This window comes from Avibacterium sp. 20-129 (genome assembly GCF_026226845.1).
GTDB lineage: Bacteria > Pseudomonadota > Gammaproteobacteria > Enterobacterales > Pasteurellaceae > Avibacterium.
Map to the genome: position 1 here is coordinate 1427122 of NZ_JAKKOE010000001.1, position 14860 is coordinate 1441981.

The 14860-nt window shown below is 40.4% G+C and carries 17 protein-coding genes; 3 read left to right on the forward strand and 14 right to left on the reverse strand.

The window, feature by feature from the left end:
• Positions 1–8: 8 nt before the first annotated feature.
• From yggU to srmB, 6 genes are all read right to left on the reverse strand, one after another.
• On the reverse strand, positions 9–320 hold the full coding sequence (gene yggU, locus L5B90_RS06815) for a DUF167 family protein YggU (protein ID WP_265762563.1): 312 nt from the start codon (positions 318–320) through the stop codon (positions 9–11).
• Positions 320–883, reverse strand: coding sequence for a YggT family protein (locus tag L5B90_RS06820; RefSeq protein WP_265762447.1), 564 nt, complete (start codon positions 881–883; stop codon positions 320–322). Before L5B90_RS06820 ends, yggU begins: the two co-directional genes overlap by 1 nt.
• A gap of 17 nt (positions 884–900) precedes the next feature.
• A complete protein-coding gene (gene corA, locus L5B90_RS06825) occupies positions 901–1848 on the reverse strand; it encodes a magnesium/cobalt transporter CorA (protein ID WP_250351295.1) in 948 nt (315 codons plus the stop codon).
• Between the two features lie 347 nt (positions 1849–2195).
• On the reverse strand, positions 2196–2417 hold the full coding sequence (locus tag L5B90_RS06830) for a sulfurtransferase TusA family protein (protein WP_250363835.1): 222 nt from the start codon (positions 2415–2417) through the stop codon (positions 2196–2198).
• 27 nt (positions 2418–2444) lie between these two features.
• The gene (locus L5B90_RS06835; protein WP_250351293.1) at positions 2445–3500 is read right to left on the reverse strand and encodes a YeeE/YedE family protein; all 1056 of its coding nucleotides are present in this window, start codon (positions 3498–3500) and stop codon (positions 2445–2447) included.
• Positions 3501–3670: 170 nt separating this feature from the next.
• A complete protein-coding gene (gene srmB, locus L5B90_RS06840; RefSeq protein WP_265762448.1) occupies positions 3671–4990 on the reverse strand; it encodes an ATP-dependent RNA helicase SrmB in 1320 nt (439 codons plus the stop codon).
• Positions 4991–5071: 81 nt separating this feature from the next.
• Here srmB and L5B90_RS06845 point away from each other — a divergent pair, with 81 nt between their 5' ends.
• Positions 5072–5785, forward strand: coding sequence for a tRNA1(Val) (adenine(37)-N6)-methyltransferase (locus L5B90_RS06845; RefSeq protein WP_265762449.1), 714 nt, complete (start codon positions 5072–5074; stop codon positions 5783–5785).
• A 91-nt stretch (positions 5786–5876) separates the two neighbouring features.
• Here the strand turns inward: L5B90_RS06845 and L5B90_RS06850 are convergent, their stop codons facing one another.
• Genes L5B90_RS06850 through L5B90_RS06860 form a run of 3 tightly spaced genes read right to left on the reverse strand, consistent with a single transcriptional unit; the run spans position 5877 to position 8506 of the window.
• Complete coding sequence (locus tag L5B90_RS06850) at positions 5877–6794, reverse strand: Dyp-type peroxidase (RefSeq protein ID WP_265762450.1); 918 nt, start codon at positions 6792–6794, stop codon at positions 5877–5879.
• Between the two features lie 44 nt (positions 6795–6838).
• Positions 6839–7681: a hypothetical protein gene (locus tag L5B90_RS06855; RefSeq protein WP_250363830.1), complete on the reverse strand. Its 843-nt coding sequence runs from the start codon at positions 7679–7681 to the stop codon at positions 6839–6841.
• A 12-nt stretch (positions 7682–7693) separates the two neighbouring features.
• Positions 7694–8506: a Cof-type HAD-IIB family hydrolase gene (locus tag L5B90_RS06860; RefSeq protein ID WP_250363829.1), complete on the reverse strand. Its 813-nt coding sequence runs from the start codon at positions 8504–8506 to the stop codon at positions 7694–7696.
• A gap of 141 nt (positions 8507–8647) precedes the next feature.
• Here L5B90_RS06860 and L5B90_RS06865 point away from each other — a divergent pair, with 141 nt between their 5' ends.
• Entirely contained in the window at positions 8648–9340 is a 693-nt protein-coding gene (locus tag L5B90_RS06865) for an amidophosphoribosyltransferase (RefSeq protein ID WP_250351624.1), read from the forward strand.
• Positions 9341–9445: 105 nt separating this feature from the next.
• A complete protein-coding gene (nfuA, locus tag L5B90_RS06870; RefSeq protein ID WP_250351286.1) occupies positions 9446–10030 on the forward strand; it encodes a Fe-S biogenesis protein NfuA in 585 nt (194 codons plus the stop codon).
• Between the two features lie 47 nt (positions 10031–10077).
• Here the strand turns inward: nfuA and trmL are convergent, their stop codons facing one another.
• From trmL to csrA, 5 genes are all read right to left on the reverse strand, one after another.
• Positions 10078–10557, reverse strand: coding sequence for a tRNA (uridine(34)/cytosine(34)/5-carboxymethylaminomethyluridine(34)-2'-O)-methyltransferase TrmL (gene trmL, locus L5B90_RS06875; protein WP_250351623.1), 480 nt, complete (start codon positions 10555–10557; stop codon positions 10078–10080).
• 115 nt (positions 10558–10672) lie between these two features.
• On the reverse strand, positions 10673–11974 hold the full coding sequence (brnQ, locus tag L5B90_RS06880) for a branched-chain amino acid transport system II carrier protein (RefSeq protein WP_265762451.1): 1302 nt from the start codon (positions 11972–11974) through the stop codon (positions 10673–10675).
• Between the two features lie 254 nt (positions 11975–12228).
• A complete protein-coding gene (galU, locus tag L5B90_RS06885) occupies positions 12229–13116 on the reverse strand; it encodes a UTP--glucose-1-phosphate uridylyltransferase GalU (protein ID WP_265762452.1) in 888 nt (295 codons plus the stop codon).
• Positions 13117–13255: 139 nt separating this feature from the next.
• Positions 13256–14620, reverse strand: a complete 1365-nt coding sequence (locus L5B90_RS06890; protein WP_250351283.1) for a phosphomannomutase CpsG — start codon at positions 14618–14620, stop codon at positions 13256–13258.
• Between the two features lie 22 nt (positions 14621–14642).
• Positions 14643–14825: a carbon storage regulator CsrA gene (gene csrA, locus L5B90_RS06895; RefSeq protein ID WP_103854347.1), complete on the reverse strand. Its 183-nt coding sequence runs from the start codon at positions 14823–14825 to the stop codon at positions 14643–14645.
• Positions 14826–14860: the final 35 nt, after the last annotated feature.

A 14860-nucleotide genomic window follows, 5' to 3' on the forward strand; every position in this document is an offset into this window, starting at 1 on the left:
AAATGCTCTCACGAATTGAGAGCATTTTTCTTATCCAATAATGCCAAAACCTGTTCAGGAATAATTTTGGGTGCAGGAATAAAAATTTGTTTATGGCGGTTGAGTTCGCCTTTTTCGATAATAATACTGCTTTTGGGTGCTTTGAATAGTTTGCTTAGGAATTTAACCAAATATGCGTTGGCTTGGCCATCAATGGGCGGAGCGGTAAGGGTAATTTTTAGCTCGTTGTCGTGTAAGCCAACAAGTTGGTCTTTACTTGCTTTCGGTTGCAGAAAAATCCGCAACCGAATTCCTTGCTCTGTTTGTTCGACGGCATTCATTAAGCAAGTTGCCATAAGATAGGGGCAATATCGTACATAACACGGTTGGCATAAAATAACAAAAATGCCAACAACATTGGGGAAAAATCAATCATTCCTGTATTCGGTAAAATACGGCGAATAGGATTAAGCAAAGGCTCTGTCAGTTGATAAAGGGTATATTGCAATGGATTTTGCCCACGATTAAACCAGCTCAAAATGGCTTGGATAAATAACACATAAATCACCGTTTCCCCGAGTGTGCGTAAGGTATGTAGCAAGCCAATAAAAAGATAAGCTTGTGGGCTTGCCGCAAGTTCTGCTGAACCCAATAAATCAATCAAAGGGTATTTTATTGTACCTAAAATAATACATAGCACTAATGCCGCGGTATTTAATCCTTTAACCGTAGGAAGAAATTTTTGTAAAGGCGCAACCACTGGTTGTGTAAATTTGACTAAGGTTTGCGAAAAAGGATTATAAAAATCCACACGGCTATATTGAAACCAAGTGCGTAAAATTAAGACGAAACTAAACACATTAATTAATGTATAAACTAAAAATTGAAGGGAATTTAAACCCATTATTTCCTCCTTAAAAATTATAACCAGCCTTTACGTTTAAAATAAATATAAGGCGTAAGCGCGGCGACGATCATTAAGCCAATTGCCATTGGATAGCCATATTTTAAATGCAATTCTGGCATAAATTCAAAGTTCATTCCATAAGTCGATGCGACAAGTGTTGCAGGTAAAAACATTACCGAAACAACTGAGAAGAATTTCATAATCTTATTCTGTTCAATATTGATATAACCCATTGCCGCTTGCATTAAGAAATTCACTTTTTGGAATAAGGATTCATTATGCGGTTGGAGAGATTCAATATCGCGTAAAATATCACGTGCCTGTTCTAACTGATTGGCGGGCAAACGTGTTTTGCGCACTAAAAAGCTCAATGCACGTTGCGTATCCATCAAACATAAGCGCACTTTGGAACTGGCATCTTCTTGTTCCGTTAAGGTTGCCAATGCCTCATCAAACGCCTCACCTTGTTTTCCTTCTAAGATAACACGGCTTAATTTTTCTAAATCCGCATAGACGTTTTCAATAACATCAGCAAGTTGCTCGATTTTTGTCTCAAATAAATCTAATAACACTTCATAAGCATTACATTCAATTAAACGCTGGCTACGTGAACGCATTCGATATAAACGGAAAGCAGGAAGTTCACGATCACGCAGGGTGAATAAGCGTCCATCACGCAAGGTGAACGCTACGCTAGCCAAGTCAGCGTAATCATTTTCATCTTCACAATAGAAAAACGAGTGCAAATGTAAGCCATCTTCATCTTCAAAAAAACGTGCTGATGCCTCAATGTCTTCCAATTCGAGGAAGGATGCCAAACTTTGTCCTAAACCTTGTTGCAACATTTCACGTTCTTCGCCTGAGGGTTCGAGTAAATCAATCCAAATGGCCGCATTAAGATTTTCATCACCGTCATCTAGCCGAATTAAACGTGCATTTTCTAGTGCAAAAGCATTAATCATTTTGTCATACTCCTTGGGGGATTATGAACAAACCCGATGAACAAAAGAAAACTAAATAATCAACACAAAAGTGCGGTACAAAATTTTTGATTATTTAATTAAAGATACCTAATAATTGAGGTAATGAAACTTACCTGCGAAATCTCGCCGATAAGTGGAGGACGAGATTTAGATCAACGATAAATTGGGTATCGACTATGACTGTCCAAAGTGTGTGTCCTCTTGTTGCTAAATCGTGCGGAATGTTACGCTTCAATGGCGTATTCGTCAAGGGGATATGTAGGAAAAGAACGAGATCAAAGTGCGGTGAAAAAATGAAGAATTTTCCACCGCACTTGAAAGAAAGGCTATTTCACCACCGTAATCGTCCATTTCGCATCGCCAATTTGATCGAAATGGGTCACGTCATAACCTTCCTCAGCTGCCCAGTTGGGTATCGCCTCTGTGGCTTGAGTACAATCAAATTCAATTTCAATGCCATCACCAGCATTTAATTTTGCCATTGCCGCTTTAGCCTCTTCCAATGGAAATGGACAAACCAACCCTGCTGTTTCTAATTTTACGATCATCTTAATCTCCTTCTCTGTCAATGATGCTTATGCTGAGGCGTTCACCAGCGCTAATTTACGTGGGCGAATAAATAAAATGTGTGCCATTGTCCATACGCCCAAAATGGTGAAAGCAAGGGCGATCCAACCTTTAGAACTCATCACCGCCGTCGCTGTTAAACCATTACCAATAGTACAACCACCCGCTAGTGATGCACCAACGCCCATCGAAAATCCACCTAGCACACTGTGATAAAGTGTTTTAGTATCGGGCAAGCGCCATCTAAACTCACGGCTTCCTTTTGCAGCAAGATAAGAACCGATAAAAATACCTATCACCAAAAACACGCCCCAATTTAACCGCTTTTCATCACCCGTTACTAAAAAATGAATCAGGTTTGCAGAAGGCGTGGTGATCCCCAATCCACCGGCTCGCCCCGTGCTTTCACTCGCAGGCCAAGCGACCAACGCAATAATGCCAATTGCTACCGCGGCAACAAAGGGGTGATAACGCTTTTCAAAGAGCCAATGGCGTAATCCTTGGTATTTTTGAGGTAAGGTTGCCACTTTATTTTTAGGACGTTTACTTAGCGTGCGAGAGATCCCAAATACCACCGCGATCGCCAATAATCCCACTAACCACCAAACAGAAATCCCCAACTGAGCCGCAAGGTTATCATTCATTCTAGTATAGCGGGTAACACTGTTTTTGAACTCTACCAACACGCCATATTTCATCATTGCCGCGCTCAGCATATACATTGCCAACGCCAGCCAGCTTCCGATTAACCCTTCGCCTGCACGATACCACGTCCCCGTAGCACAACCACTAGCAAGCACAATGCCAATACCGAATAAGTAAGATCCCAAAACCGTACCTAGCAAAGAAAAATCTTCATAAGGCGATGAAACATAACCTAGCTCTACAAGCGTCAGCACCCCCACGCTTTGAATTAAAATCGCCAGTAAAAAGGCATAAAACATTTTGTTATTTTTCGCCGTGTACATATCACGAAAACCACCCGTCATACAAAAACGCGTACGCTGCAATACAAAGCCAAAAATAACACCGAGAATTCCTCCCGAAAAAATCGTCCAAAGCATAAACTTCTCCTCTCATTTCTTCATTAAGTGTAGGTATTATGCGAGAAATTTTTTATGGCTAGCCAATAATTAATTGAGAATAGATATTTCTTTTAGTTATAAGAAATCGGTTTGCAAATTTTTGTATCGAATAGAAAATAATGGGAAGTAAGTAGAAATAAAGGAGAGGGCTATCCCTCTCCTCCGCTTGGCTGGCGTCGTTTGCCAATATTTTTCGTATCTTTATGGCGAAGTTTGGTTTTTTTCTGTTGTGCCGATTTTTTCTTTTCTGCACGTTTTTGTTTAATACGTGCTTTTTGTTTTTTACTGACACTTTTTATTTCACCATCTTTCGGAGCTTTAGTGCGAGGTTCTAACCCTTCAATAAGGCGTGGTTTGAGTAGCTCTTCAGTATAACGTTTAATTTTGCCAAGTAGCTTATAATCGTGAGCTTCAACAAAAGACACGGCGACGCCTTTTTTACCTGCTCGAGCGGTACGGCCAATACGGTGCAAATAGGTGTCTGCGCTGTAAGGCAAATCCATATTCATCACGTGGCTGATGTCATCAATATCAATACCGCGTGCGGCAACATCGGTGGCAACTAGCACGGTAACTACGCCATTTTTGAGTTTATCAATGGCATTATTGCGTTGCGTTTGCGCCATTTCCCCTTCTAAATAGGTGCTACGAATGCCGCGTTTACGCAAGGTATCAGAAAGCTCACGCACGGTTTCACGGCGACGAACGAAAATAATGCCTTTAGTCACTTTTTCTTGTTCAATAAAACGGGCAAGCAATTTTACTTTATGTTCATCGCTATCTGCGTGATAGTACCACTGTTGAATCTTTTTGCGCTCACGGCGACTTGGTTCGGCATCAATCTGTACGGGATCATTGAGTAATCGCCCTGCAAAATCCCTCAATAGTTCACCTTCTAAAGTGGCTGAGAAGAGTAAAGTTTGTTTGCGCCAGCGCGTTTCCGCCGCAATTTTTTCCGCATCTTGCCCAAAGCCCATTTGCAACATTCGATCCGCTTCGTCAAAAATCAGTATTTCTACGGAACGGCAATCAAAATTTTCTTCTTGAATATATTGCAATAAACGTCCGGGAGTGGCGACGACCAAATCTTGATTATCATTAAACACCTCGCCGTGATTTTGATAAGCTACGCCACCGGTGATCGTAGTGATATCAAGAGAGGTAAATTGTGCCAATTGCTCCGCTTGTTCTGCCACTTGCATCGCTAATTCGCGGGTTGGCGTGAGAACCAACACCCTTGGCGTGCCGGGTTTACGACGTGGATTATCAAGCAAATGTTGCAATGCAGGTAATAAAAAAGCGGCAGTTTTTCCTGTGCCAGTTGGTGCTGAACCTAGCACATCTCGTTCCGCCATCGCTGCTGGAATGCTTTCTAACTGAATGGCAGTAGGGCGTTGATAGCCTTTTTTTACTAGGGCTTTTAATAATTCAGGGGCGAGATCCAATTGTTCAAATTGTGCTAAGTTCATATTTCTTGTTACTATTAAGGAAAATTGTTGCGAATTATACCGCACTTTGCGTTTAAAGTGCGGTCAATTTTTAGGAAGTTTATGACAAAGGAAAATCAGGGCTTTACCTTTAAACAATTTCACGTGAATCACCATCGCTGTGCGATGAAAGTCGGGACAGATGGCATTTTGCTTGGGGCTTGGGCAGATGTCAAAGAGGCTCAGACGCTGTTAGATCTTGGCACAGGTACAGGGTTGATCGCCTTAATGTTAGCCCAGCGTACCGCGCAACATTGCCAGATTAGTGCTGTTGAGCGAGATCACGCAGCCGCAGAGCAGGCAAAAGAAAATATTGAACATTCCCCTTGGGCGGAAAAAATGACCTTATATCATACAGATATTGCAACATTCGCACAAAATCCCCCACATCTTTTTGATTTAATTGTAGCCAATCCGCCCTATTTTTCCCCTGCACAAGATTGCAAAACACCCCAACGCAATCTTGCTCGTTATACACTTGAACAGAGCCATAATGATTGGCTAAATATCGCAGCACAATGTTTGAATGAACAGGGCAAAATCCAATTTATTCTTCCTTATGACGCAGGAAAAATCTTGCAAAAAAGCACCGCACTTTACTGTACAGAACAATGTGATGTGATCACCAAAATCGGCAAACCCGCGCAACGCCTGTTGCTCACTTTCCGCAAACACCCCGCGCCAATGCAACATTCCCAACTGATTATTTATGACAAAAATAATCAATATCACCCTGATTTTGTGGAATTGACGAAGGCATTTTATTTGAAGTTTTGAGAAAAATGGTAATGCGGTGTTAGAGAATGATATTCCTCTTCAAGAATAAACAAAAAGCCACACTAGGTGGCTTTTTGTTATTTAATGAAAATTACCCCGCAAATTCATCTAACATATCTAACGTTGGGACGAAGAAAAGTGTTCCTGTGCGGGTGCGGCTGAAATCAAGCAAGCGGTCATAATTACCAGCGGGGTTACCAATAAACATATTGTTTAGCATTGCTTGTACTGTGGTAAAGGTATTCGCGTAAGCAATAAAATAGGTTCCCACCTCGCCGTTTGCGGAGAATGGCATATTGTCGCGAATGACTTTGCGATCATCGCCCACATTGGCTAATGCGCTGTGGCTGTTGCTTGGCTTGCTATCATCGTCCATTTCAATGTCATCGGCTTTAGAACGACCAAATACTTTTTCTTGCTCATTTACAGGTAATGCACGCCACGCTTGCATATCGTGTACATATTTTTGTACGAACAAATAACTACCGCCTTGGTAAGTGGGATCTTCTTCACCGATGGTACCGAATAATATGCGTTCTTCTGGAGCGTGCGGATTTTCTGTGCCGTCCACAAAACCGAGAATACTACGCCCGTCCCAATAACGAAACCCTTGAATATCGACCACACATTTTGCCACATCGCGCAACACATCTGCGATATTTTGTGCAATATCAAAGCAATAACTTGGCTGATCGCAACGGATATGAAAATGTAAATCACCACGCGTTGCCACTGCAGTGTATTTTGATCCCTTTATTGGTTCAAAAGGGGCAAGTTCTTTCGGTAATGGTTTAGGTAAATCAAGGCGTAGCCACGCATCGTGTCCAATGCCCATCACCACGCTGGCTTTCGCATCGGGGAAACGTGTTTTTGCTGTATTATTTAAGTTACCCACTAAACCACAAAGCTGTTGGAATGCGGGTTTAATATCGAGATTATCGTGAAAATTCCACACCATAAAAATGGTATTTTTATTTGGTTCATCAAGAACATTTTGTAAAGTCGCCATACTATTTCCTTCGTTAGAGGCACTTTAATAAGTGCGGTTGTTTTTTATTCCGTTTTTAAATATTGCAAGCCATTCACTTGCATCATTTTGCCTGCTGGCGCACCAATTGCATTTGGTAAGTTATGAATAAGTGAATTGGCAAAATCGCCAGTATATAATTTTGCCCCTTGGTGGGTAAGATTAGACTGGCAATCAATATATACTTTGCCGCCCATTTTACGCCATAAATAGCAAAAACCGTAATCTTCAGAAAGATAGCGGTGAGTCTGTGGATCAATCATTACATCAAAAAAACGATAATGTAGCCCTAAATCTTGATAGCCAATGCTATCTGGCACATATTGTAATTCGGGATAATACGCGATCATTTTCTCAAAGACTTCACGTTTTATGCACATAAATCCTGTTGGGGCTTCATCCATTTCCATAAAACCATCAGGTAAAATTTCTAATTGCACTTTATCGCCTTCTACACGTCCTGTATTTACCGTGTATCTTGTGCTGGCAGATTCAAATTCTTGCTTTGTCATTCCAGCAGGAATTTCACTTGGAAATTGTTCGTATTTTAGGGGATAAACTCCCGCGGCAATATCATAGTCCGAAAGTAGTAAACGCAAAGCCGCCTCAACAGAAAAGCCAATATCGGAGTCAATCCAAAATAAATGTGTCCACTGTTTATTCGCTAAAAATTCTGCGACAGCATTATTTCTTGCTCGTGTAATTAAACTTTCGCCACGCTGTAAAGAAATCTGTAAGTGCAAACCAAGGTTTGTTGCTGAGCTTGTCAAATTAAGTAATGAAATCACATAATTATGAAAATATTTCCCGTCGTGGCTTGGCGTCATAATAACGGGACGCATTGTTTTTAGTGCATCAAGGTTTAGCATTAGTTTTCCTTCTTATTCAATCAAACCAGATTTTACAAGAAAATTATATATACCGTCTTGTTCAATATGATCGGTAACGTGATTGGCGACGGCTTTTAAGGTATCGTGTCCGTTTCCCATTGCTACGCCAACGCCAACTGCACTGAGCATTTCGAGATCATTTAAGCCGTCTCCAAATGCCATAACATTTTCCATCGAAAAGCCAAGATGACGGGCAATCGCTTCTATTCCTCTCGCTTTTGAGCCTTCCGCATCAAAAATATCGACAGAATTTTCGTGCCAACGCACGGTTTTGAGATCGTCCAAAATATGTGCCTGCGCGACGAGTTCATCTTTGTCTTCTGCATAAAATGCTAACACTTGGTACACATCATTTTGTTGATAATAGGTTTTATCCACTTGATAATCTGTGGTGATTGGATCAAGGGCGTGTTTTAACATTGGCGTCATTTCAGAAACACGAATTTTATCATTAGAAACAAACGCATAGGCAATATGATGAAGATCAAAGAAATTCACTAGCCGTTGCACTTTTTCTGTTGGAATAGGGTGTTTTTCAATCACTTCTTCATTATGCACAGCAAATTGTCCGTTGGTTGTGACGAAAGTGTGAATCCCTTCTTGCGCCACCATTTCATTAATTTTAGCGGGAAAACTGCAACGTGCGCGCCCTGTTGCTATGCCGACTAAAATCCCGTTCGCGTGCAATTTTTGAATGGCAAGTCTGCCACTTTCTGGAAAATGAACTTTATTTTTTACAAATAAGGTTTCATCAATATCAAAAAAAACGGCTTTAATTTGCTTGCGATAGTTAGGTACGGTCATTTTTATCCTCTTTTACTAAATTTTGAGCAAATTTTACCATTTTTTGCGATCAAGATCGGAAAATTGATCAGAAAAAGTGTTTTTCTTAGAAAAATCAATTATAGTGGGTTCAACCAAAAGAGAAGTGCGGTGGAAAAATTGGTGAATTTTTTCGGTTTTCGTTGTGTCTTATGCCATCAAGTTTTATCGCAAGAGAAACAGGGTATATGCACAACTTGCAATAAAGCAATGAAACGTTACGTCTATTGTGGTTGTTGCGGAATGCCAACGCCAAGTTACGTTAAACATTGTGGACATTGCACAGCAACTCCTCCTCGCTGGGATCAAATTGTTATGGTTAGCAAATATGATCCACCTTTATCGAAATTAATTCAGCAATTTAAATTCCACCATCTCTTTTGGTTAGACAATACCCTAGCACGCTTGCTTTTATTAGCGGTTTATGAGGCAAGGCGACAGCATTCCCTTCACTTTCCAGAAGCCATTTTTCCTGTGCCACTGCACCATTTTCGCCAGTGGAAACGAGGCTATAATCAGGCTGATTTAATCGCCAAGCGTTTAGCAAAATGGTTAGCTATTCCTTGTCATTCATCATTTATTCAACGCATAAAACACACGCCCCCTCAGCTTGGTTTAAACGCTAAAGCGCGTAAACAAAATTTAAAACACGCCTTTAGGTTTGAAAACCAAACATTCAATTACCGCTCTATTGCATTGATTGATGATGTGATCACCACTGGCTCAACCTTAAATGAAATCGCTCAACATTTTCGTCAATTAGGCGTAGAAAATATTCAAGTTTGGGGATTAGCGCGGGCTTTCCACACCGAGTAGTATCTTGTGTATAGAAAATACCGAATAAAAGAAAAGGTGGAAAAAAAATCTATCTAGGGGTATGATGCCTGACTATCTAGCTCAAGTATTACTGAGGAATAAATAATGCAACAAATTACGATTTCTGATGCGGCACAAGCTCATTTTCGCCGTTTATTAGATCAACAAGAAGAAGGCACGAATATTCGTATTTTTGTGGTTAATCCGGGAACACCAAGCGCGGAATGTGGGGTGTCTTACTGCCCGCCAAACAGTGTAGAAGCTACCGATACCGAAATGAAATACGATACCTTTTCCGCCTTTGTTGATGAGGTGAGCTTACCGTTTTTGGAAGACGCTGAAATTGATTATGTGACAGAAGAATTAGGCTCTCAGCTTACGCTCAAAGCACCCAATGCGAAAATGCGTAAAGTCGCAGATGATGCGCCTTTAATTGAGCGTGTAGAATACGTCATTCAAACCCAAATTAATCCGCAACTGGCAGGACACGGTGGGCATATTACGCTGATTGATTTAACCGAAGAGGGCTATGCTATTTTACAATTTGGCGGCGGTTGTAATGGTTGTTCAATGGTTGATGTTACCCTTAAAGATGGGGTTGAAAAACAATTAGTCAGTTTGTTCCCTGATGAATTGAAAGGCGCTAAAGATGTAACCGAGCATCAACGCGGTGAGCATTCTTATTATTAATCGTAAAACAAATAAAAAGGCACGAATTATTTCGTGCCTTTTTGTTATCATTCGGGATCAAAATTGATCGCCCCAGAATAATTGAGTTGCCGCCACGCTTCATAAACCGCTACCGCAACAGAATTAGATAAATTCATACTGCGGCTATTTTCTGTCATTGGAATGCGAATTTTTTGTTCCATTGGCATTTCATCTAAAATCGCCATTGGAATACCACGGGTCTCTGGCCCAAACATTAAATAATCCCCAGCTTGAAACGAAACTTGGCTATGTGCCAAACGCCCTTTGGTTGTCATTGCAAATAAGCGTTTAGGCTGTTCTGTGGCAAGAAAATCCGCAAAGGTTTTGTGCTTTTTAATTTCGGCAAATTCGTGATAATCCAAGCCAGAACGGCGCAAACGTTTATCGTCCCAAGTAAAGCCAAGTGGCTCAATTAAATGCAAACGAAATCCCGTGTTCGCACATAGGCGAATAATATTTCCTGTATTTTGGGGAATTTCTGGCTCATATAATACAATATCTAGCATCATTTTTTTCTCGTTCAATTTTCGTGTGCGAATTTTACCGCTGAATAATGAAAGATCAAAATAATAAAAAAAGCACCGCACTTTAATATAAAGCCCTCACAAGGAGGGCTTTATGTTAGGCAGAAACGTTTTTTGTTTTAAATACCGTGCAGAGCATCATCATTGCTAAGGTTGGCAATAACCACGTTAGGCCTTCCTGATGGAGCGGTATATGCGCTAATAGGTTCTGAATAAAGTGCGGTAATAATTCCATATTTTTTAGGCTATCAGTTACGCTAAATAAGGCAGTAATCCCCATAATAAAGTTGTACCCTGTGCGAGTAATGCCTAATTTATGACGTAATAATTGCATTACAACCAGCATAATGGCGATAGGATAAATTAATAACAATGCTGGAATAGTAACGCGTAATAACGTGTTCAATCCTGTTTCAGAAATAATAATGGTACAAATGGTAAATAGCACCACGAAGAAGGTGTAATTTAAACGAGGATGGAATTTTGAAAAATAATCCGCACAAGCACTGGTGACGCCGACAAGGGTTGTTAAGTTCGCTAACAGCACGATAGCACTCATAATCCAAGATCCTTCACGCCCAAATAACGCATTCACATATTGCGCAAACAGTTGTCCACCATTGGTTGATGTTTGAGCCACTTGTTCACCCGTCGCACCTAAATAGAAGAGACATAAGTAAAGTAAACTCAATAACACCACTGAGACAGCGCCCGCTGTCAGGGTATAACGTAAAATCGCGCGTTTATTTGAAACCCCTTTCACCGCTAATGCCCGTGCGACAATGCCACCAAATGCCATAGCGGAAAGCACGTCCATTGTTTGATAGCCACCAATCAACCCCGTTGCAATCGCAGAATGATCTTTATAAGCCTGACTTGGTTCAACAATATCTGAAAGTGGTGCATTCACCACTTCAAACCCAACAATGGTTAATAGTACCAGTAATGCAGGCGCCATAAATTTCCCAATGCTAGAAATCATTGTACTGCGCCCTAGCATAAAACTCATTCCGATTAAGTTAAATACCGTCACAAAAATAATATGGGAATACTCACCAGACAATAAATTCAAGGGCTGCCACGCCATTTCATAAGCAACATTTGTGACTCTCGGCATTGCAAAGGTTGAGCCAATGACTAAATATAAAATTGTCCAGAACGCCACCTGAGCCCACTTAGGTAAATCGAGGGAAAGTTCTTCCCCACAGCCTTTTAAGGTTACGACAATTAAGGTAATAAAAGGCATAAGTACGCCTGTTAATAGAAACCCTAACGCCCCCCAAAACCACAGACTTCCAGCATAATATCCTTCCATTGGTGGAAAAATAATATTCCCAGCACCTAAGAAGAGAGAAAAAATCATCATTCCCAAAATCGCAACATCTTTTCCAGATAACATTTTATTAACCTCTTAAAACTCAGCATTTAATATTATATTAATAAATAATCAAAATGATTTTCCACTAGAAAATGGGAAAGTTATAGAGTTTTATGATTTTATTGTCAAGCGGGAGAGGGGATTTCTCAGGAATTCGCGTGGAGAATATTAAAATCACTTAAAAATAAGGGGAAATTTTTGACAAAATTTAAATATACAAGAAAAATAAAAAAGGAATGATGTTTAACCCTCATTCCTTTACTGAATAAAAACGATCAAAGCGTTTTAACAAATTGCTTCAAATAAGCACTAAATTCACTGCCTAATTTAGGGTGATTTACGCCATATTCCACAAAGGCTTGCATATAGCCTAATTTATCACCACAATCGAAATTCCCCCCAGTCTGATGAAAGGCTTCAACCTCTTCTTTTTCAATTAACATATCGATGGCATCTGTTAATTGAATTTCATCCCCCACACCAATAGGGGTTTTAGCTAATAAATCCCAAATGCTCGCTGAGAAAACATAACGTCCCACCACAGCTAGATTAGAAGGAGCATCTTCCACCGCGGGTTTTTCTACGATTCGTTTAATCTTTGCACTTTCACCCGGGTTAAACTGCACACCTTGGCAATCTACGATACCATAGCTACTAATATCCTGTTCAGAAACTGGCTCAACTAAAATTTGGCTCGCATTGGTTTCTTTAAAACGTTTGATCATTGCCGCTAGATTTTCTTTGCATTGATCTGCACTGAAATCACTTAATAACACATCAGGTAACACAACCGCAAAAGGGGCATCCCCTACCACTGGACGTGCGCATAATACCGCGTGTCCTAACCCTTTGGCGTTACCTTGACGAACGTGCATAATGGTAACATCTTTCGGGCAAATGGAACGGACTTCTTCTAATAACTGGCGTTTTACCCGTTTTTCCAGCATTGTTTCCAGCTCAAAAGAGGTGTCAAAGTGGTTTTCAATCGCATTTTTAGAAGAGTGGGTAACCAGGACAATTTCTTTTATCCCCGCTGCGGCACACTCATTCACTACATATTGGATCAAGGGTTTATCTACTAACGTCAGCATTTCTTTAGGGATGGCTTTTGTCGCAGGTAACATTCGCGTACCAAGACCTGCAACAGGAATAATGACTTTCATTGGTTTTCCTTTTCTAAAATTTCTAAAAAAACAACCGCACTTTAATAATAGGGTTGTCGTGAAAATAGCAAAGCGGCTATCTCAGATAGCCACGTTGATATGCGACACCATAAACCAAAGTGCGGTGCTTTTTTACATATTATTGACGTAATAACGCCAGAATTTCTTCGGTTTTTTCTGTCATTAATTGCTTATCACCACGAGTTTCAAGGTTTAAGCGTACGACTGGCTCCGTGTTTGAGGTACGCAAATTGAAACGCCAAGTAGGATATTCAATACTAATACCATCAATTTCATTGACCGAAATGGCGTCTTTTTCATAGGCCGCCCGTACACGATCAATCGCTGCCTTAGCATCCGTCAGTTTGCTATTAATTTCTCCCGGTGATGGGAAAGTATTAATACTTTCGTTCACTAATTCACCAAGAGACTTGCCTGTGGTACAAACTAATTCCATTACGAGTAACCAAGGGATCATTCCACTGTCGCAATAGAAGAAATCACGGAAATAGTGATGCGCGCTCATTTCCCCACCATAGATAGCATCAACAGCACGCATTTTTTCTTTAATGAAAGAATGGCCAGATTTAGACAATACTGCCTCACCGCCATTTTCTTCCACTAATTTGATGGTATTCCAAATCAGGCGTGGATCATAAATGATTTTCGCCCCTTTATTTTTTTGCAAGAAAGCTTGACCAAGCAACCCAACAATGTAGTAACCTTCAATAAAATGGCCTTTTTCATCAAATAAGAAACAACGGTCAAAATCACCATCAAAAGCAATCCCCATATCTGCGTTATGCGCAAGCACCGCATCAATAGTATCTTGACGATTTTCGTGCAAAATGGGGTTTGGAATCCCATTTGGGAATGTGCCATCTGGATTATTATGAACTTTCACAAATTCCACTGGCACGCGTTTTGCTCGGAATTGCGCTTCAATCGCATCAATAACGTGTCCTGCTGCGCCATTTCCTGAGTTAATCACCAATTTCATTGGTTTTAAATTATCTAAATTGATATAAGACAATAAATGCTCAACGTAATCACCTAACACGGAAAGTTGCTTATACTCTCCTCGTTTTTCTACAGGTGGAAAATGATTTTCCTCTGCTAAACGCTGAATATCCGCAAGACCAGTATCCGCACTAATTGGACGCGACCCCTCACGCACCAATTTTAAGCCGTTATAATCCATTGGATTATGGCTTGCGGTAACTTCAATTCCGCCATCGGCTTTAAGAAAAGAAGTGGCGAAGTAAACTTCCTCAGTTCCCGTTTCACCCAAATCAATGACGTTCACACCAGAATCTAATAAGCCATTTGTGACGGCACTTTTTAATTCTTTACTGGTTAAACGCACATCACCACCAACAACGATAGTTTTAGGCTTTAAAAACTGTCCAAATGCTCGACCAATGCGATAGACAATATCCACATTCAATTCATCGCCTAAACGACCACGAATATCATACGCTTTAAAACAAGTTAATTTACCCATAACATCCACTTCCTTTTCCTAATTAAGATGATTGCTCATCTTTTGCTTCTCTAATACGTTGGTAAATTTCTTCTCGATAGACAGATACTTCTTTTGGTGCATTCACACCAACTTTAATCTGATTACCACGAACACTTAATATCGTAATAGAAATCTCATCACCAATGAGTAAGCTTTCGCCAACTTTTCTGGTTAAGATTAGCATACAACCTCCTCATTTCCTTTCTTCGACATCCCTAT